This window comes from Streptomyces tailanensis (genome assembly GCF_008386495.1).
GTDB lineage: Bacteria > Actinomycetota > Actinomycetes > Streptomycetales > Streptomycetaceae > Streptomyces > Streptomyces tailanensis.
Window position 1 is genome coordinate 14,100 of the sequence record NZ_VTHJ01000010.1, and the last position, 16,357, is coordinate 30,456.

The window sequence follows — 16,357 nt, forward strand, 5'->3', positions numbered from 1 at the left end:
GCTCTGCTGGGTGGGGTGGGGGAGCGCCATTGGGGGAGGGGTTGTGGTCGGGCGCGGGTTTGTTGTGGCTGGTCGCGCAGTTCCCCGCGCCCCCTTTGGGGCGCGGCCCCGCTGATCGGTGGCTGTGATGTGGCGGCGCGGCCGGGGCGCGTCGCCCGCCGCGGGGCGCGACAAGCGGACAACCACGCCCATGCGGCCCACCACGTGGCGATGTTCACAGCGCCGGGATGACCGACTTTCCCATACCGACCGGTAGCGATCGTTCATGATGTGCCAATGCTCAGGTTCATGCCCGTAGGCGACTCCATGACCATCGGAAGCGCGGGCGAACACACGTGGCGCTACCGGCTCTGGCAGCATCTGCGCGCAACCCACGACGGCCCCTTCAAGATCGTCGGCCCGCGCGAGGCCCTCTACGACAAGGCGACGGACACGCCCACGTCGTACGAGTACGCCGACACCAACCCCCGCTTCCCCCGGGCCCACCTCGCCGGCTGGGGCGAGGGCTGGCTGCACATGGCCCCGGTGATCGCCGACACCGTCCGCGCCCACCGCGCGAACGTCCTCCTCGTCTCCCTCGGCCTCATCGACCTGGGCTTCTACACGAACGCCGAGCAGACCGCCGAGAACGCCCACCGTTTCGTCGCCGCCGCCCGCGAGGCCGACCCGCGCATCCGCATGGTCCTGCTCCCGGTGATCCCGAACGTCCGCGCCGAGACCGACGCCCCCTTCGCCGCCCAGGTCGCCCGCTTCAACGAACTCCTCGCCAAGACGACCGCCGACCTCGACGAACCCCGCTCCCCTCTCCTCCTGGCGTCCCCGCCACCCTCGTACGACATCCACTGGGACACCTACGACGGCACCCACCCCAACGCCTCCGGCGAGCACAGGATCGCGGCGGCGTTCGCGGGGGCGATGCATGAGGCGTGGGGATTGGGTGACGCGTACGAGCTGCCGTAGTCATGGGTACGAGCCGCCGCTCTACGAAGTGGTCGCGGTCACCAGCGCGAACGACAGATACTCCCCCCGGTCGGCCTCCAACATCTCCACGACCGCCTGGTCCCCACCCCCCGGCCGCCGCTCGGCGCACGCCCGCGCCCACAGCAGCCAGTCCTCCCACCCGTCCTCCTGGAGCCGGGCCGAGGTGACGTCGACCAGCTCGGTGATCTCCCACTGGAACCGCCACCACGCGGCGGTGTGCCAGGCGATGGCCTCCCACCCGACGACAGCCTTGATGTGCGCCGGTATGAACCCCAGGTCCCGGACCTCGCGGGTCATCGCGGGCGTGGCGATCCCGAGCTGCCCGCCCGGCCGCAGGAACCGTACGAGATACGGCAGATAGCCGTCCGCCGTACCGAAGTACTCGAAGGCGTCGACACTGACGACGGCGTCAAAGCTCCCCTCCTCGAACGGCAGGGCATGCGCCTCGGCGCGCACGGCCCGCACCCGATCCCCGACCCCGGCCCTCTCGAAGACCCCGGCCGCCTCCTCCGCCGCGATCCACCAGTCCGCCGCCACGACCTCCACCCCGAACTCCCGCGCCAGGAACACCGAGGTCGCCCCCCTCCCCGACCCCAGGTCCAACACCCGCATCCCCGGCCGGAGTTCGAGATCGCGCACCAGGTCCTCCAACAACCACAGCGGGTTGGGCCCCATGTCGAGCCCGAGCAGCCAGCCGGGGTCGTAGGCGGAGGAGCGGGGGTAACGGCCGGGGCGGGTGAGGGCGGCGAGAGCGGTGGTAGTCATGCCCGCGACCCAAGCGGCACGGGCGACACCCGCGCAAGGGAGTTTCGCCGTGCGTGCCGTCCGTGTCCTGGTCGCCATGCGTATCGTTGTACTGCGCGGCTGCGCTCGTCCGTGGGGCAGCCGGGGAGGAGCGCCATGATGACCGTCCTTGAAGACAGGATCGCGATGGCCGAGAGCGACACGCGCTGGCTCGACAACATGTTCGAGCGGCTCGAGAAGATGCCCGTCCCCGAGGGATACAAGGTCGAGATCGTCGAGGGGACCATCTACATGTCACCGCAGAGGGACGTTCATTGGCACACCATTCGCCGAATCGTCCGAGCGCTTGAGGACACCTTCGGCATGGACGTGAACGCGCTGTCAGACGTCCGCATCGACTTCCCCGGCCGTAAGAACGGTCTCGCTCCGGACGTGGCGAAGCTGCGCGACGGCGCCGAGAAGAACTCCGAGGGCCACTGGCGTTACGAGGACGTCGAGTTCATCGCCGAGGTCATCTCCAAGGACACGGCCAAGAACGACTACGGCCCCAAGAAGACCGCATACGCCCTCGCCGAAGTCCCCGTCTATCTCATCGCCGACCCCTACACGGGCAAGTGCCGCCTGTTCACCCAGCCCAAGGACGGCGACTATGTGAGCGACACATCCATCACCTACGGCGGTGACGTCGACATGACCACCACTCTCCTCGGCCTCGTTCTTCCGACTGCCGAGTTCCCGCGCGACTGACGGAGTCGCACCTCGGCGGTCACCGCGGAGAAGCTCCCCGTTTGATCGGTCGGCCCACCGCTCGCTTGGATGGTCCGTCGGCGCGAGCGTAAGGGCTCGGTCGAGTGCGGCGGGAGGGGGCGGGGGATGACGGTGGCCAAGCGGTCGCTGGGCCGGGAGTTTCGGTGGCTGTGGGCGGCGTATGCGGTCAGTGCGGTCGGTACGTGGCTGGCGTTCGACGCGTTTCCGTTGATCGCGGTGCTGGTGCTGGACGTCGGGCCGGCGGAGGTGTCGGCGCTCGCGGCGACCGGGCTGGCGGTGGGGGCGGCGGTGGCGGTGCCGCTCGGGCCGTGGGTGGAGTTCCGCCGCAAGCGGCCGGTGATGATCGCGATGGACCTGGTCCGGTGCGCGGCGCTGCTGACGGTCCCCGCCGCGTACGTTCTCGACCTCCTCACCTTTCCGCAGTTGCTCCTCGTCTCGGTGGTCGTCGCGGCGGCCGACATCACGTTCACCGCGGCGAGCGGCGCGTATCTGAAGTCCCTCGTCCCGCCCGGTGACCTCCTCGTCGCGAACGGCCGCTTCGAGGCCACGACCTGGACCACCACGATGCTCGGCCCGCCCCTGGGCGGTGCCGCGATCGGCCTGTTCGGTCCGGTGCTGACCGTCCTGGCCAACGCGGTCAGCTTCCTGCTCTCGGCGGTGGGGATCCGCGCGATCGGTGGCGGTACGGACCCGCGTCCGGCCCGGACCGAGGCACCGGCCCGGACCGAGGCATCGCCCCGCCTCCGCCCCGGTGATCTGCTGGACGGCTGGCGACACATCCTCACCAGCCCGGCCCTGCGCCCCCTGTTCCTCAACACGGTGCTGGTCAACGGCCTGATCATGGCGACCGCACCGCTGCTGATGGTCCTGATGGTCGGCGAACTCGGCTTCTCCCCCTGGCAGTACGGCCTCGCCTTCGCGGTCCCCTGCGTGGGCGGCCTGATCGGCTCCCGCCTCTCGCGGCGCCTGGTCGCCCGCTACGGCTCGCACCGGGTCCTGCTGACCGCCGGGGCGCTGCGGGCGTGCTGGTCGCTGGGGTTGGCGTTCGTCCACCCCGGCGTCAGCGGACTCGTCCTGGTCATGGCGGTCGAACTCGGCCTGATCACCTGCGCGGGCGTCTTCAACCCGGTGAGCGCCACGTACCGACTCAACGAGACCCCGCCCGACCGAGTGGCCCGTACCCTCTCCGCCTGGTCGGTCACCACCAAACTCACGATCGCGGCCCTGACGGCCCTGTGGGGCCTCCTGGCCGCCGCCACCGGCCCCCGACCCGCGATCGCCCTTGCGGGCCTGCTCCTCCTGGCGACCCCACTCCTGCTGCCCCGCCGTCAGCCGACCCGCCCCGCCCCCGACAACGCCCCCACTACGGCGTGAGACCGAGCGCGGCGGCGAACTCCGAGAACGTGAGGGCCACCACCCGCCATTCTCATCCCCGGGGATCGGTCCAGAAGTCGCTGCCCACGACCCGGGGGTCGGCCGGGTCGGTCCGGTAGTCGAGGGCGAGCGCGACATCGTCACCGGCGTGGCGGCAGACCGCGATGAGGAACGCCTTCTCGACGTCCAGCCAGGGCAGTTCGACGGGCGCTTCCCGCTCGCTGCCGCGCACCTCACGGAAGAGTTCGGGGTAGGAGGCATCGTCGGCGAACATGTCCATCGAGCGGGACTCCCACTCCATCCCGGCCACGCTCGTGAGGAAGTCCAGCGGATCCTCGAACCACGGAATCAGCCGGCGCAGTTCCTCGTCGCCCGGATGAACCCACCGCCCCTCCCGCAGCAGCGACATCAACAACGGCGGCACCACAAGCCCCCGAACCCGCTCGCCCTCCTCCATCGTCAACTCCCTCAACGCCGTCAACTCCGCTGCCATACCGCGCCTCCCGCCCCGAACACTCGGAGGATCATCGCAGCAGACCCCGACCAACGGACATGGCCGGCCGGAAGACGGAGCGCTCACCGGACCGGCCAAGCCGAGGCTCGGAACACCGTGTTCGAGACTCAGAACATCGTGTTGTCGTTCGCCGAAGTGGCAGGCACGTCCTGGATCACGTCCCAGTGCTCGACGATCTTCCCGTTGCGCACCCGGAAGAGGTCGACGATGGCCTGACCGCGCTCGCCGGGGGCGTTGACGTAGTGGCTGTGGACGGCGACCAGGTCGCCCCTGTGTACTCACCGAAGGAAAGCACTAACTTCCAGTTAGCATCAAGCAGGGACCCCGAACCGGCTCCACCCGACCAATGTGGGAAAGCCGCGGCCCTGACCGCGCTGTTGACCGTGTCGACCCTGGCCACGGCGCGGCCCGCCGGGAGGCCCACCGAGAGCTCGCCGGACCCGGCCGCCCCGCACCACGAGGCCGCGCCGCCCGCAGCCTCTACTCGGCCAGCGTCCACTACCGCCGCCCGCCATCCCGACCACCCCAAGTCCGGTTAGCGTAGGGAGGCATGGGGGAGAACAGCGTCTCCGGTGGCCGGCAGGACCAGGTCGTGCAGGCCCACGCGATCCAGAACCTGACCGTCACCTCGGCCGCGGACGCTCCCGCTCTCCTGCCCCGCTACCTTCAGACCGCCGACCGTTGGCCCCTCGTCGGCGCCTGGAACGCCCTGGCCGCCGGCGCCCACCGGGCCCGCCCCGGCGAGGACGGCACCGAACTGCCGCCCTACGTACGCCGCGACGTGGACGACGAACTGCGCGACCGGGTCCGCACGGCAGCGGAGCGCGGCGGACTCGTGCTGGTCCTCGGCGACTCGACGGCGGGCAAGACGCGGGCGACGTTCGAGGCCGTACGGCACGTACTGCCCGACCACCAGGTGATCGTCCCGCCCAGCCGCTCGGCCCACCTGGGAAGGGCGCCCGACGCGGTCGAGCGCGTCGGCGTCCCGTGCCTGGTCTGGCTCGACGACCTGGAACGGCACCTCGGTCCCGACGGCCTCGAAGCCGACGTCCTCGACGAACTCGTCGCCCTCGGGGTGCCGGTGATCGCGACGATGCGGCGCAAGGAGTACGCGAAGTTCTACGCGCCGGGTGACGGTGACGGCGGCAGTCATCCCCTGGCCGAGCTGGAGCGGGCCGGCGCCTGCGACGACTCCCGCATCGCCGACGCCGTCGCCCATCACGGGCCCCACGGGATCGCCGAGTACCTGGCCGCGGGTCCGGTCCTCCTCCGTGACTGGCGCCAGGCCCGCACCTCCATCGGGCATGCCCGGGGGGCGGCGCTCGTCGCGACGGCCGTCGATCTGGCGCGTACGGGGTTGCGGGGACCGTATCCCCGTGAACTGCTGGCCGAGTTGCACGAACACCATCTGTCGGCGGCGGGCGGTGCCGTCCTGCGCCCCGAGCCTCTGGAGGCCGCGTTCGAGTGGGCGGCGCATGTGCGGTACGGGGTGACCAGCCTGCTCATGCCGGGGGACGGGAACCGGTGGGGGGCCTTCGACTACCTGGTCGACCATGCCGGGGCGCCGGTGGCGGATCCGGTGTGGGAGGCGGCACTGGCACACGCGGTCGGTGACACCGACAAGTTGCTCATCGGTTTGAACGCCATCGCCTCGGCTCCCCACATCACGAAGCGGGCCATGTCGAGTATCAGCACCGTGGGCCTCGGTCGGGCCACCTATGCCCTTTCGCGGTGCGCTCGAAGCGGGAGACGGTCACCGCACGGCCGCTTGCGAGGTGGCGCAACTGCTGGGTGTGTGGCTGTTCCAGGACGGCCGCGTAGACGATGCCGAAGCCCTGTTTCGCCACCTGTTCGACACCGGACTCGGTGGGAAGGTGATGAAGCTCGGAACCGTGCTGGCGCTCCACGGGAGACTCGGCGATCTGATCGAGGTCGAGCCCACGATCGACATCGACAACGAGCAAGTCGGTGTCGCCGTGCGAGCGGTGAAACATACGCCTCCTCCCTCCGGCCGAATCCCCCTTGCCTAGAGCGCACTCCACGCCCTTGGCTAGCAGTCATGAAGTACACACAGCTCGGACGCACGGGCCTCAAGGTCAGCCGACTGGTTCTCGGGACCATGAACTTCGGGCCGCAGACCGACGAAGCGGACAGTCACGCGATCATGGACGCGGCGCTGGACGGGGGTCTGAACTTCTTCGATACGGCCAATGTCTATGGCTGGGGCGAGAACAAGGGCCGCACGGAATCGATCATCGGCAGCTGGTTCGCCAAGGGCGGCGACCGGCGCGACAAGGTCGTGCTGGCCACCAAGGTGTACGGGAACATGGCGGCGTCCCAGGACGCCTGGCCCAACCACGACAAGCTCTCCGCCCTGAACATCCGGCGGGCCGTCGACGCCAGCCTCAAGCGGCTCCAGACGGACTACATCGACGTCTACCAGTTCCACCACGTCGACCGCGCCACTCCCTTCGAGGAGATCTGGCAGGCCATCGACGTGCTGGTCCAGCAGGGGAAGATCCTCTACGTCGGATCCTCCAACTTCCCCGGCTACAAGATCGCCCAGGCCAACGAGATCGCCGCCCGCCGCCACGGCACGATCGGGCTCGTCAGCGAGCAGTGCCTCTACAACCTCGCCGAGCGCCGCGCCGAGATGGAGGTCATCCCGGCCGCGCAGGAGTACGGCCTCGGGGTCATCCCCTGGTCGCCGCTGCACGGCGGGCTGCTCGGCGGTGTCATCAAGAAGGAGGTCGAGGGTGGTCGTCGCGCCTCCGGCCGTTCCGCCGACGCCCTCGCCGATACCGCCGTACGCGCCCAGATCCAGGCGTACGAGGACCTCCTCGACAAGCACGGCATCGAGCCCGGCGAGGCCGCCCTGGCCTGGCTCCTGACGCGCCCCGGCGTCACCGGCCCGATCGTCGGCCCGCGTACGGCACAGCAGCTCGAATCCGCGCTACGGGCGCTGGAGCTGGAGCTGAGCGAGGAGCTGCTGACGTCACTGGACGAGATCTTCCCGGGCCCGGGCCCGTCGCCAGAGGCCTTCGCCTGGTAGCCAGGGGCTGCGCCCCGTAAGGGGCGCGGGGCTGTATTGATCTGCGGCTCCGCCGCGTGGGCGCGACAAGCCCCCACCGGGCCGCGGCCAAGAACGGTCCGCGGTTCCCCGGCACTCCCAGCGGAGCGCAACGGCTACTTACCAGCCGCCGCCGCGACAGCAACAACCGCGAACATCAGCACAAGCACACCGGCCATGATCCGGTTACGGGTCTTCGGGTCCACCCTCCGAGACTAACCGCCCGCCCCCAGACCCCAACGGCCGACCACCTCGTACCGCGGCTGCTCCCCCGGCACCCCGGAGGCCGGCAGGTTGCTGCGCACCAGCGCCAGCTCGGCGACGGTCCACGCCGGGGCGGCGAAGGCGTGGAGGGCGGCGACGTACGGCCGTACGTCGAGGGCGTGCCGGCTGCGGGCCACGGTCAGGTGGGCCGTGTACCGGCGGTGCTCCCCCATGTCCAGCCCGGCCTTGCGCCCCGCCGCCTCCGCACGGTCGGCGAGCAGCCGCAGGGTCTCCAGGTCCCCCTCCGCCCCCGTCCACAGCACCCGGCCGTGTCCGAACTGTCCGCCGCCCCGCACCGCCAGCGGGAACGGGGCGGTGCGGTGGGCGGCGCGTTCCAGCCGCTCGGACAGTTCCGGTACGACGTCGTCGTCGACCTCGCCGTAGAAGGCGAGCGTGAAGTGCCACCCGGGCGGCTCGGTCCACCGCAACCGGTCGGCACCGGCCCGCCCCTTCAACTCCCCGATCATCAGCCCCAGTTCATCGAGGACCTCGGCGGGCGGCAGCACGGCGGCAAACAGTCTCATGACCGTCACTTTTCCAGAACTGGGACCCGTTCCCTCGGTACGAACCGCACCCGAGGACGCCCCTGCTTCCACCCCAGCGACAGCCGCAGCCCACTGGCCCTGACCAGCACCAGACCCACCGTGATCGCGGCGGCCGTGGCGACGACGCCGCCGGCGACGAAGCCCGCGCGGGGGCCGTACGCGTCGGTGACCCAGCCGGCGATCGGCGCGCCCAGCGGCGTACCGCCGAGGAAGACCATCATGTAGAGGGCCATGACCCGGCCGCGCATGGCGGGGTCGGTGCCCATCTGGATGGCCGTGTTGGTGGTGACGTTCACCGTCAGGCCGAACATCCCTATCGGGGCCATGAGCAGCGCGAAGATCCAGTACGACGGTGCCAGCGCCGCCACGATCTCCAGGACGCCGAAGGCCAGCGCCCCCGCGATCAGGACGCGCAGCCGGGCCGTACCGCGCCGGGCCGCGAGCAGGGCGCCGGAGACCGAGCCGACGGCCATGAGGGTGTTGAAGAGGCTGTACGAGCCGGCGCCGGAGTGGAACACGTCGTCCGCGTACGCCGAGAGCCAGACCGGGAAGTTGAAGCCGAAGGTGCCGATGAAACCGACGAGCACGATCGGCCAGAGCAGTTCGGGGCGCCCGGCGACATAGCGCAGGCCCTCGCGGAGCTGGCCCTTGCCGCGGGGTGCGCGGCGGGCGGGGTGCAGGTCGCGGGCCCGCATCAGCAGCAGGCCGGCGATGGGGGCGACGAAGGAGAGGCCGTTGTAGAGGAAGGCCCAGCCCGTGCCGACGGTGGTGATCAGCACACCGGCGACGGCGGGGCCGACCAGCCGGGCCGACTGGAAGTTGGCGGAGTTCAGGCTGACCGCGTTCTGCAGTTGTTCGGGGCCGACCATCTCCGACACGAACGACTGACGGGCCGGGTTGTCGACCACGGTCGCCATACCCACGGCGAAGGCGGCGAGGTACACATGCCAGACCTGTACGTACCCCGAGAGCGTCAGCGCGGCGAGCGCGAGCCCGGTCACCGCCATCGACGTCTGCGTCAGGAACAACAGCCGCCGCTTCGGGAACCGGTCCACCAGCACCCCGCCGTACAGCCCGAACAACAGCATCGGCAGGAACTGCAGCGCCATCGTCACACCGACCGCCGTGGACGACCCCGTCAGGCTCAGCACCAGCCAGTCCTGCGCGATCCGCTGCATCCAGGTACCGACGTTCGACACCACCTGCCCGACGAAGAACAGCCGGTAGTTCCGGATCCGCAAGGAACGGAACATGGACGCACGCTCACGGGGGCCGGGGGACTCGGGGGACTCGGAGGCGGCTGGTGGACCGGGGTTGGTATCCGGTGGGGCTTCGGGGACGCCGGGGGTGGGCGGGGACTCGTGGGCGGTCGTCGGTGCGGGGGCGGAAGCTGCTCCGGGTCCCGTACTCAAAGGGGTTCGCCTCCTTGCGTGAAACGTGTGCGCGTACTGCGGTTCGTGAGCCTCACCGCTCCTGTTCTGTCTGCTTCTGTCTGCTGGTTTTCGGCTCCGCCCATGCGCGGTCCGAGAAGGCGCACGGTCTGAACGACGGGGCGTACCGGCGTTCAGTGCGGCGTGCTGGCGTCCGTTCCGGCGACCGGTGTCCGACCAGGCGCACCGGACACTCCCGGCGCGCCCGAACGGTCGGACGGCCGCCCCCGGGGGTCTCCGGGGTCACAAATGCGCGAGCTTCTCCAGTACCGGCGCGGCGGCGCGGAGCTTGGCCCACTCCTCCTCGTCGAGGCCCTCGACCAGCGACGCGAGGAACGCGTTGCGCTTGCGGCGGCTCTCCTCGAGCATCGCCTCGGCCCGCTCGGTCTGGGTGACCACCTTCTGCCGCCGGTCTTCGGGGTGCGGCTCCAGCTTCACCAGCCCCTTGCTCTCCAGCAGGGCGACGATGCGGGTCATCGACGGCGGCTGCACATGCTCCTTGCGGGCGAGTTCGCCCGGCGTCGCCGTACCGCAGCGGGCGAGGGTGCCGAGCACCGACATCTCGGTCGGGCTCAGCGACTCGTCGACCCTCTGGTGCTTGAGCCGACGGGACAGGCGCATCACGGCGGACCGCAGCGCGTTCACGGCGGCCTCGTCGTCGCCATGGGTGGTGAGGTCAGGCATGTTCTTTAGCGTAACTCATTACCCTCCCTAAAGACCACTCGAACGGCACTGCGCCGACGTTAATCCCGTCACGTATTTCATCACTCATACGAGTAACTAATACGCAGAACGTGACACAGTCGGCCAGGGCGTACCCGACCCTGATACCCATGGGGACCACTGTGCTCAGCCTGCGGATAGACGGGGAGCTGCTCGACCGGCTCCGGAACCACGCGGCGAAGAGGGGAATGAGCGTCCAGGACTATGTGATCCAGACGCTCATGCGCGACGACTTCGACCAGCGCTTCCAGACCGCCGTCGAGAAGACGGAAAAGTTCTACGGGGTCAGGTGAGACCAGCCATCACGTGGGCCCCGGCGGCCGGGCGCAGGACGACGAAGGGATGAAACCCATGCGCGGAAGGGGATGAAACGCATGCCCGTAAGCTGTGCCCCATGGCGAAGTGGACCCCCAAGCACGAGGCACCGGAGCCCCTGGAAGGCCCCGTGGTCGCGACCATCACCGGCGGCACGATCCTCTGGTTCGTCCTCTTCGTCGTCCAGATCCCGTTCTACGGCTGGTACGACGACCACGGGCACACGTGGTGGCTGTGGACGTGCCTCGCGGGCGGCGGGCTCGGCCTCTACGGCACCTGGTTCGTACGGAAGCGGGAAGCGACCATCAAGCGGAACGCGGCGATCAAGGCGGCCGCCGAGCAGGCGGAGTCGGCGGAGCCGGTAAAGCCCGTGGAGTCGGAGACTCCGTAAGGCACCCGTACGGGAGACCCGTACCACCACGGCACCACCCCCTCCCCTCCCCCCGTCCTCCCCTGGTCGGATCTTTGGCCCACTCGGCAGGTGAACGCTCAAATCCGCCCGTACCGTCGGATCCATGACGCACATCGGCCCGGGCACCGACCTCGATCCTGTGCACCCCATGCGCCCCACCCCTGCCTCGCGGACGGCCTCGGCCACGAGGCGGGCGCGCGGTCTGACCGCCGCAGAGGTGGCCGGGCGGGTGGCCCGCGGCGAGGTGAACGACGTCCCCGTGCGCAGCAGCCGCTCCACGGTGGACATCGTCCGCGCGAACGTCTTCACCCGGTTCAACGCGATCATCGGCGTGCTCTGGCTGATCATGCTGTTCGTGGCGCCGATCCAGGACAGCCTGTTCGGTTTCGTGATCCTCGCCAACACGGGCATCGGCATCGTCCAGGAGTGGCGGGCGAAGAAGACCCTGGACTCGCTGGCCGTCATCGGCGAGGCGAAACCGACGGTGCGACGGGACGGGGTGGCGGCCGAGGTCGGCACCTCCGACATCGTCCTCGGGGACCTCATCGAGATCGGGCCCGGCGACAAGATCGTCGTGGACGGGGAGTGCGTCGAGACCGACGGCCTGGAGATCGACGAGTCGCTGCTCACCGGCGAGGCCGACCCGGTCGTCAAGCAGCCCGGTGACCAGGTGATGTCGGGCAGTTTCGTGGTCGCGGGCGGCGGGGCCTTCACCGCGACGAAGGTCGGCCGGGAGGCATACGCGGCCCAGCTGGCCGAGGAGGCGTCCCGCTTCACCCTCGTCCACTCGGAGCTGCGCTCCGGCATCTCCACGATCCTCAAGTACGTGACGTGGATGATGGTCCCGACCGCGATCGGACTGATCATCAGCCAGCTGATCGTGAAGCAGAACGACTTCAAGGACTCCGTCGCCCGCACGGTCGGCGGCATCGTCCCCATGGTCCCCGAGGGCCTGGTGCTCCTGACCTCCGTCGCCTTCGCGATCGGCGTGATCCGCCTCGGCCGCAAGCAGTGCCTGGTGCAGGAGCTGCCGGCCATCGAGGGCCTGGCCCGCGTCGACACCGTATGCCTGGACAAGACGGGCACGCTGACCGAGGGCGGCATGGACGTCACGGAGCTCCGCGCCCTGGGCGGCAGCGACGAGTCGTACGTACGACGGGTCCTCGGCGCGCTGGGCGAATCGGACCCTCGCCCGAACGCGTCGTTGCAGGCCATCATCGACGCCTACCCGGACAGCGAGGACTGGCGCTGCACGGAGTCGCTGCCGTTCTCCTCGGCCCGCAAGTACAGCGGGGCGTCCTTCAGCGAGGGCAACGGCGAGGCCAGCACCTGGCTGCTCGGCGCCCCCGACGTCCTCCTCGCGGACGACGACCCGGCCCTCACGGAGACGGCCCGCCTCAACGAGGAAGGCCTACGGGTCCTGCTGCTGGCCCGGGTCTCCCGCGAGCTGGACGATCCGGACGTCGCCCGCGAGGTGAAGCCGACCGCCCTCGTCGTACTCGAACAACGGCTGCGCCCCGACGCCGCCGACACCCTGCGCTACTTCGAGGAGCAGAACGTACGGCCGAAGGTCATCTCCGGCGACAACGCGGTGTCGGTCGGTGCGGTGGCCGGAAAGCTGGGCCTGACGGGGGAGGTGGTGGACGCCCGCCGGATCCCCGCCGAACGCGACGGCATGGCGACGGCCCTCGACTCCGGCACGGTCTTCGGCCGCGTCACCCCGCGGCAGAAACGGGACATGGTCGGCGCCCTCCAGTCCCACGGCCACACGGTCGCGATGACGGGCGACGGCGTGAACGACGTCCTGGCCCTCAAGGACGCCGACATCGGCGTGGCGATGGGCTCGGGCTCGGAGGCCAGCAAGGCCGTCGCCCAGATCGTGCTGCTGAACAACAGCTTCGCGACCCTGCCGTCGGTGGTCGCGGAGGGCCGCCGGGTGATCGGCAACATCACCCGCGTCGCCACCCTGTTCCTGGTCAAGACGGTCTACTCGGTGCTGCTGGCGATCCTGGTGGTCTGCCGGCAGGTCGAATACCCCTTCCTCCCCCGCCACCTGACCCTCCTCTCCACCCTGACGATCGGCGTCCCGGCCTTCTTCCTGGCCCTGGCCCCCAACAAGGAGCGGGCGCAACCCCACTTCGTCCGCCGAGTGATGCGGTACGCGATCCCGGGCGGCGCCCTCGCCGCCCTGGCCACCTTCGCCACGTACCTGCTCGCCCGCCACTACTACCGGGGTGAGGGAGCGCTGGAAGCCGAGACCAGCGTGGCGACGTTGACCCTCTTCCTGATCTCCATCTGGGTCCTGGCGATCATCGCCCGCCCCTACACCTGGTGGCGTCTCGGCTTGGTCGCGGCGATGGGCGCCGGGTTCCTGCTGGTCCTCGTCGTGCCCTGGCTCCAGGACTTCTTCGCGCTGCGGCTGGTGGGTACGACGATGCCGTGGGCGGCGGTCGCCATCGCGGCCGGGGCGGCGGCGGCCCTGGAGTTCCTGTGGAGGTGGGTGGATCACCGGTTCCCGGCGTAGCGGCTCCGCTGGACGGAAGCAGAATTCCGTTGACCGGGAAGTTACAGGACCGACATGCCGGAGAAATCCATCACTCGTTCCCTGTACGCGATCGAGCGCCGTTGGGGCGGCCCGCGCAGGGAGATGAAGAGCGATGACAGACACCACCGACGCAGGGACGGGAAACAGAGGCACGACGGCACCCGTGCCCCTCCCCGAGGGGTACTCCCCCCGCCTCTACAACGAGGACCTCGCCCCCGCCACCGAGCGCAAGTGGGGCGCGTTCAGCATCTTCAACGTCTGGACCTCCGACGTACACAGTCTGTTCGGCTACTTCCTGGCCGCCAGCCTGTTCCTCGTCGCCGGGAACACCTTCAAGTTCCTCATCGGCATCGGCGTCGGCTCGCTGATCATCTACTGGCTGATGACCCTCATCGGCAAGGCGGGCGTGAAGACCGGCGTCCCGTACCCCGTCCTCGCCCGCGCCTCCTTCGGCACGTTCGGCGCCAACGTCCCGGCGCTCGTCCGAGCCGTGGTCGCCACCTTCTGGTACGGCGCCCAGACCAGCGCGGCGGCGGGCGCGATCGTCGCCTTCCTGATCCGCTACGACGGCCCGAAGAACCTGCACGAGACGACCACCCTCCTCGACCACACCGGTCTGGAGGTCATCTGCTACCTCTTCGTCTGGGCCGCCCAGCTGCTGATCATCAGCAAGGGCATGGAGACCGTTCGCCGCTTCCAGGACTTCGCGGGCCCGGCGGTGTGGCTGATGATGCTGATCCTGGCGGTGGGCCTCTCCATCAAGGCAGGCACGCTGTCCTTCTCCGTCGACATGCCGGCCGCCGATCTCGCCGCCCTGGCCAAGACCGCCACCGGGCTGGACGTGACCCCGGGCTCCTTCGCCGCCATCGCGGCCATCGCGGCCACCTGGGTGACGTACTTCGCCGCCCTCTTCCTCAACTTCGGCGACTTCGCGCGCTTCACACCGGACGAGAAGACCCTGCGCAAAGGCAACGTCTGGGGTCTGCCGGTCAACCTCATCCTGTTCTCGCTGGTCGCCGCCCTGACGACCGCCTCCGCGAGCAAGGTCTACGGCGAGGTCATCCTCGAACCGGCCGCTATCTCCGCCAAGTTCGACAGCGCGTTCCTGGTCCTCCTGGCGGCCCTGACCTTCGCCGTCGCCACCCTGGGCATCAACGTCGTCGCCAACTTCGTCAGCCCTGCCTTCGACTTCGCCAACGTCGCCCCGAAGCACATCACGTTCCGCCGGGGCGGCCTGATAGCCGCCGTCATAGCCCTCCTGCTCTACCCCCTCCACCCCTGGGACAACGCCCCCAGCTTCGTCAACGCCATCGGCTCGACCATGGGCCCGATCTTCGGCGTCCTGGTCGTCGACTACTACCTGCTCCGCAAGGCACAGTTGAACGTCCCCGCCCTCTACAAGGAGGACGGCGAGTTCCGCTTCCAGGGCGGCTGGAACATACGCGCCTTCATCGCGGCGGGCATCGGCGCCGTCTTCTCCAGCATCCTGCCGGTCTACGGCCCCGAGGGCTACGGCGCGACCCTCGGCCCGTACTCCTGGTTCATCGGGGTCGCGATCGCCGGAGCGATCTACTTCGCGGTGAGCGGCGCGAAGAGCCCGCTGGCCGCCAGAGCTTGACCTCGTAACGCCCGCTCTCACTGCTCTCAGCTGTGCGACTGCTACTTGACGTCGATGGCGTCGCCCGCGGACGTCGCGGTCGTCGTGCCGTTGCTGCCCGCGAAGACGAAGCGGTAGGAGCCGTCGGCGGTGGCCTTGACGGTGGTCTTGATGGCGCCCGTGGAGGACGTCTTGACCGTCTTGACGTCCTTGTAGACGGACGTGCCCTTCTTCTTGAACTGGAGCTTCACGGGCTGGCCGCCGTAGCCGGGGGTCTTGTTGGTGTCCCAGTTGGCGCGGGTCAGCTTGCTCGTGACCGTGATGGTCTTGCCCTTCTTGACCGGCTCGGGGGCGGCGTTGGCGCCCGCGAGCTTCGCCTGGCGCTGGACCTTGACGGTGCCGAGCTTGCCCTGCCAGGTCTCGTCGAACTCTTCGTTCGCCTCGTCGGCCCGGATGGCGAGGCCGCCCACCTTCCAGGTTCCGGCCAGGGAGTTGGCGAGGTCGCCCGCGCCCGGCCGGATGTCGATGATCGCCTTGCAGGTGGCGGTGGTCGAGGTCTTGTCGACACAGGTCGCCGGGTTGTCGCCGAAGAGGACCGGGTCCTTGAAGTCCTGCGCCACCGAGGTGGGCATCGACTTGAAGTACAGGAACGGGCCGTTGAGGACGTCTGACGCGGTGACGTCGAGGCCTGCGGCGTGCTTGAGCGTGTAGGTGACCGGCACCTTCACGTGCTTGGTCGCACCCACGGCGATCGCCTTGCCGCCGTTCACCTTCACATTGGTGAAGGTGACGTCGAGGTCCCCCGCGGTCGCGTCGGCGGCGGTGGCCGCGCCGAACGCCGACGGCCCGGCACCGGCGGAGACCGCCGCCGCCCAGCTCGGGGACGCCGAGTCACCGGCGGCGTACGCGGCCGGGACGGCGAAGGCGGAGACGGCGAGGACGAGGGCGCCGGAGACGGCGACCGTGGTGGCTCGTACGCGCATGATGTGTTCCCCCCTGGTGGAACAGATGTGGGCGGCCCGGCGGTCGTCCGCGCGGGAGGCCTGGGTGGGCCGCGGGTCCGTTGACCCGCGCG

At 69.8% G+C, this 16,357-nt stretch carries 16 protein-coding genes and 1 pseudogene; 9 read left to right on the forward strand and 8 right to left on the reverse strand.

Annotated features, from left to right (window positions below; translation table 11 throughout):
* Positions 1 to 276: 276 nt before the first annotated feature.
* A complete protein-coding gene (locus F3T56_RS10410) occupies positions 277 to 960 on the forward strand; it encodes a GDSL-type esterase/lipase family protein (RefSeq protein WP_149824582.1) in 684 nt (227 codons plus the stop codon).
* A 21-nt stretch (positions 961 to 981) separates the two neighbouring features.
* Here the strand turns inward: F3T56_RS10410 and F3T56_RS10415 are convergent, their stop codons facing one another.
* Positions 982 to 1,746 carry an SAM-dependent methyltransferase gene (locus F3T56_RS10415; RefSeq protein ID WP_149824583.1) on the reverse strand — a complete coding sequence of 255 codons (765 nt, stop codon included), beginning with the start codon at positions 1,744 to 1,746 and terminating at the stop codon, positions 982 to 984.
* Positions 1,747 to 1,884: 138 nt separating this feature from the next.
* On the opposite strand from F3T56_RS10415, the gene F3T56_RS10420 reads away from it, so the two are divergent.
* Both F3T56_RS10420 and F3T56_RS10425 read left to right on the forward strand, forming a co-directional pair.
* Positions 1,885 to 2,472 carry a Uma2 family endonuclease gene (locus F3T56_RS10420; protein ID WP_149824584.1) on the forward strand — a complete coding sequence of 196 codons (588 nt, stop codon included), beginning with the start codon at positions 1,885 to 1,887 and terminating at the stop codon, positions 2,470 to 2,472.
* Between the two features lie 126 nt (positions 2,473 to 2,598).
* Complete coding sequence (locus F3T56_RS10425; RefSeq protein WP_149824585.1) at positions 2,599 to 3,867, forward strand: MFS transporter; 1,269 nt, start codon at positions 2,599 to 2,601, stop codon at positions 3,865 to 3,867.
* Between the two features lie 52 nt (positions 3,868 to 3,919).
* On the opposite strand, the gene F3T56_RS10430 is transcribed toward F3T56_RS10425, so the two are convergent.
* The 3 genes and pseudogenes from F3T56_RS10430 to F3T56_RS10440 all read right to left on the reverse strand — a co-directional run bounded on the left by F3T56_RS10430 (position 3,920) and on the right by F3T56_RS10440 (position 5,858).
* Positions 3,920 to 4,360, reverse strand: coding sequence for a hypothetical protein (locus tag F3T56_RS10430; protein WP_149824586.1), 441 nt, complete (start codon positions 4,358 to 4,360; stop codon positions 3,920 to 3,922).
* Positions 4,361 to 4,488: 128 nt separating this feature from the next.
* Positions 4,489 to 4,659: pseudogene (locus tag F3T56_RS50035) on the reverse strand (nuclear transport factor 2 family protein); the annotation flags it as partial.
* A gap of 257 nt (positions 4,660 to 4,916) precedes the next feature.
* Positions 4,917 to 5,858, reverse strand: coding sequence for a hypothetical protein (locus tag F3T56_RS10440; protein WP_149824587.1), 942 nt, complete (start codon positions 5,856 to 5,858; stop codon positions 4,917 to 4,919).
* A gap of 298 nt (positions 5,859 to 6,156) precedes the next feature.
* On the opposite strand from F3T56_RS10440, the gene F3T56_RS10445 reads away from it, so the two are divergent.
* A complete protein-coding gene (locus F3T56_RS10445; RefSeq protein WP_149824588.1) occupies positions 6,157 to 6,411 on the forward strand; it encodes a hypothetical protein in 255 nt (84 codons plus the stop codon).
* Between the two features lie 29 nt (positions 6,412 to 6,440).
* Positions 6,441 to 7,433 (forward strand): aldo/keto reductase, encoded by a 993-nt coding sequence (locus F3T56_RS10450; protein WP_149824589.1) that lies wholly within the window; start codon positions 6,441 to 6,443, stop codon positions 7,431 to 7,433.
* A 233-nt stretch (positions 7,434 to 7,666) separates the two neighbouring features.
* Here the strand turns inward: F3T56_RS10450 and thpR are convergent, their stop codons facing one another.
* From thpR to F3T56_RS10465, 3 genes are all read right to left on the reverse strand, one after another.
* Entirely contained in the window at positions 7,667 to 8,239 is a 573-nt protein-coding gene (gene thpR / locus F3T56_RS10455) for an RNA 2',3'-cyclic phosphodiesterase (RefSeq protein ID WP_149824590.1), read from the reverse strand.
* A 5-nt stretch (positions 8,240 to 8,244) separates the two neighbouring features.
* A complete protein-coding gene (locus F3T56_RS10460) occupies positions 8,245 to 9,672 on the reverse strand; it encodes an MFS transporter (protein WP_172638884.1) in 1,428 nt (475 codons plus the stop codon).
* A gap of 261 nt (positions 9,673 to 9,933) precedes the next feature.
* Positions 9,934 to 10,374, reverse strand: coding sequence for a MarR family winged helix-turn-helix transcriptional regulator (locus F3T56_RS10465; protein WP_149824592.1), 441 nt, complete (start codon positions 10,372 to 10,374; stop codon positions 9,934 to 9,936).
* A 149-nt stretch (positions 10,375 to 10,523) separates the two neighbouring features.
* Here F3T56_RS10465 and F3T56_RS10470 point away from each other — a divergent pair, with 149 nt between their 5' ends.
* The 4 genes from F3T56_RS10470 to F3T56_RS10485 all read left to right on the forward strand — a co-directional run bounded on the left by F3T56_RS10470 (position 10,524) and on the right by F3T56_RS10485 (position 15,303).
* A complete protein-coding gene (locus tag F3T56_RS10470) occupies positions 10,524 to 10,706 on the forward strand; it encodes a ribbon-helix-helix protein, CopG family (protein WP_172638885.1) in 183 nt (60 codons plus the stop codon).
* Positions 10,707 to 10,807: 101 nt separating this feature from the next.
* The gene (locus F3T56_RS10475) at positions 10,808 to 11,119 is read left to right on the forward strand and encodes a DUF2530 domain-containing protein (RefSeq protein ID WP_149824593.1); all 312 of its coding nucleotides are present in this window, start codon (positions 10,808 to 10,810) and stop codon (positions 11,117 to 11,119) included.
* A gap of 124 nt (positions 11,120 to 11,243) precedes the next feature.
* Positions 11,244 to 13,664, forward strand: coding sequence for an HAD-IC family P-type ATPase (locus tag F3T56_RS10480; RefSeq protein ID WP_149824594.1), 2,421 nt, complete (start codon positions 11,244 to 11,246; stop codon positions 13,662 to 13,664).
* A 133-nt stretch (positions 13,665 to 13,797) separates the two neighbouring features.
* A complete protein-coding gene (locus F3T56_RS10485; RefSeq protein ID WP_246203551.1) occupies positions 13,798 to 15,303 on the forward strand; it encodes an NCS1 family nucleobase:cation symporter-1 in 1,506 nt (501 codons plus the stop codon).
* Positions 15,304 to 15,344: 41 nt separating this feature from the next.
* On the opposite strand, the gene F3T56_RS10490 is transcribed toward F3T56_RS10485, so the two are convergent.
* Positions 15,345 to 16,265 (reverse strand): hypothetical protein, encoded by a 921-nt coding sequence (locus F3T56_RS10490; RefSeq protein ID WP_149824595.1) that lies wholly within the window; start codon positions 16,263 to 16,265, stop codon positions 15,345 to 15,347.
* Positions 16,266 to 16,357 lie beyond the last annotated feature (92 nt).

Excerpts from the sequence above, each read along its gene's own strand:
- F3T56_RS10415 (WP_149824583.1), bottom strand. The coding sequence starts at position 1,746 with ATGACTACCACCGCTCTCGCCGCCCTCACCCGCCCCGGCCGTTACCCC.
- F3T56_RS10430 (WP_149824586.1), bottom strand. The coding sequence starts at position 4,360 with ATGGCAGCGGAGTTGACGGCGTTGAGGGAGTTGACGATGGAGGAGGGC.
- F3T56_RS10440 (WP_149824587.1), bottom strand. The coding sequence starts at position 5,858 with ATGCGCCGCCCACTCGAACGCGGCCTCCAGAGGCTCGGGGCGCAGGAC.
- F3T56_RS10475 (WP_149824593.1), top strand. The coding sequence starts at position 10,808 with ATGGCGAAGTGGACCCCCAAGCACGAGGCACCGGAGCCCCTGGAAGGC.
- F3T56_RS10480 (WP_149824594.1), top strand. The coding sequence starts at position 11,244 with ATGACGCACATCGGCCCGGGCACCGACCTCGATCCTGTGCACCCCATG.
- F3T56_RS10470 (WP_172638885.1), top strand. The coding sequence starts at position 10,524 with ATGGGGACCACTGTGCTCAGCCTGCGGATAGACGGGGAGCTGCTCGAC.
- thpR (WP_149824590.1), bottom strand. The coding sequence starts at position 8,239 with ATGAGACTGTTTGCCGCCGTGCTGCCGCCCGCCGAGGTCCTCGATGAA.
- F3T56_RS10485 (WP_246203551.1), top strand. The coding sequence starts at position 13,798 with ATGACAGACACCACCGACGCAGGGACGGGAAACAGAGGCACGACGGCA.
- F3T56_RS10425 (WP_149824585.1), top strand. The coding sequence starts at position 2,599 with ATGACGGTGGCCAAGCGGTCGCTGGGCCGGGAGTTTCGGTGGCTGTGG.
- F3T56_RS10450 (WP_149824589.1), top strand. The coding sequence starts at position 6,441 with ATGAAGTACACACAGCTCGGACGCACGGGCCTCAAGGTCAGCCGACTG.
- F3T56_RS10465 (WP_149824592.1), bottom strand. The coding sequence starts at position 10,374 with ATGCCTGACCTCACCACCCATGGCGACGACGAGGCCGCCGTGAACGCG.
- F3T56_RS10490 (WP_149824595.1), bottom strand. The coding sequence starts at position 16,265 with ATGCGCGTACGAGCCACCACGGTCGCCGTCTCCGGCGCCCTCGTCCTC.
- F3T56_RS10410 (WP_149824582.1), top strand. The coding sequence starts at position 277 with ATGCTCAGGTTCATGCCCGTAGGCGACTCCATGACCATCGGAAGCGCG.
- F3T56_RS10420 (WP_149824584.1), top strand. The coding sequence starts at position 1,885 with ATGACCGTCCTTGAAGACAGGATCGCGATGGCCGAGAGCGACACGCGC.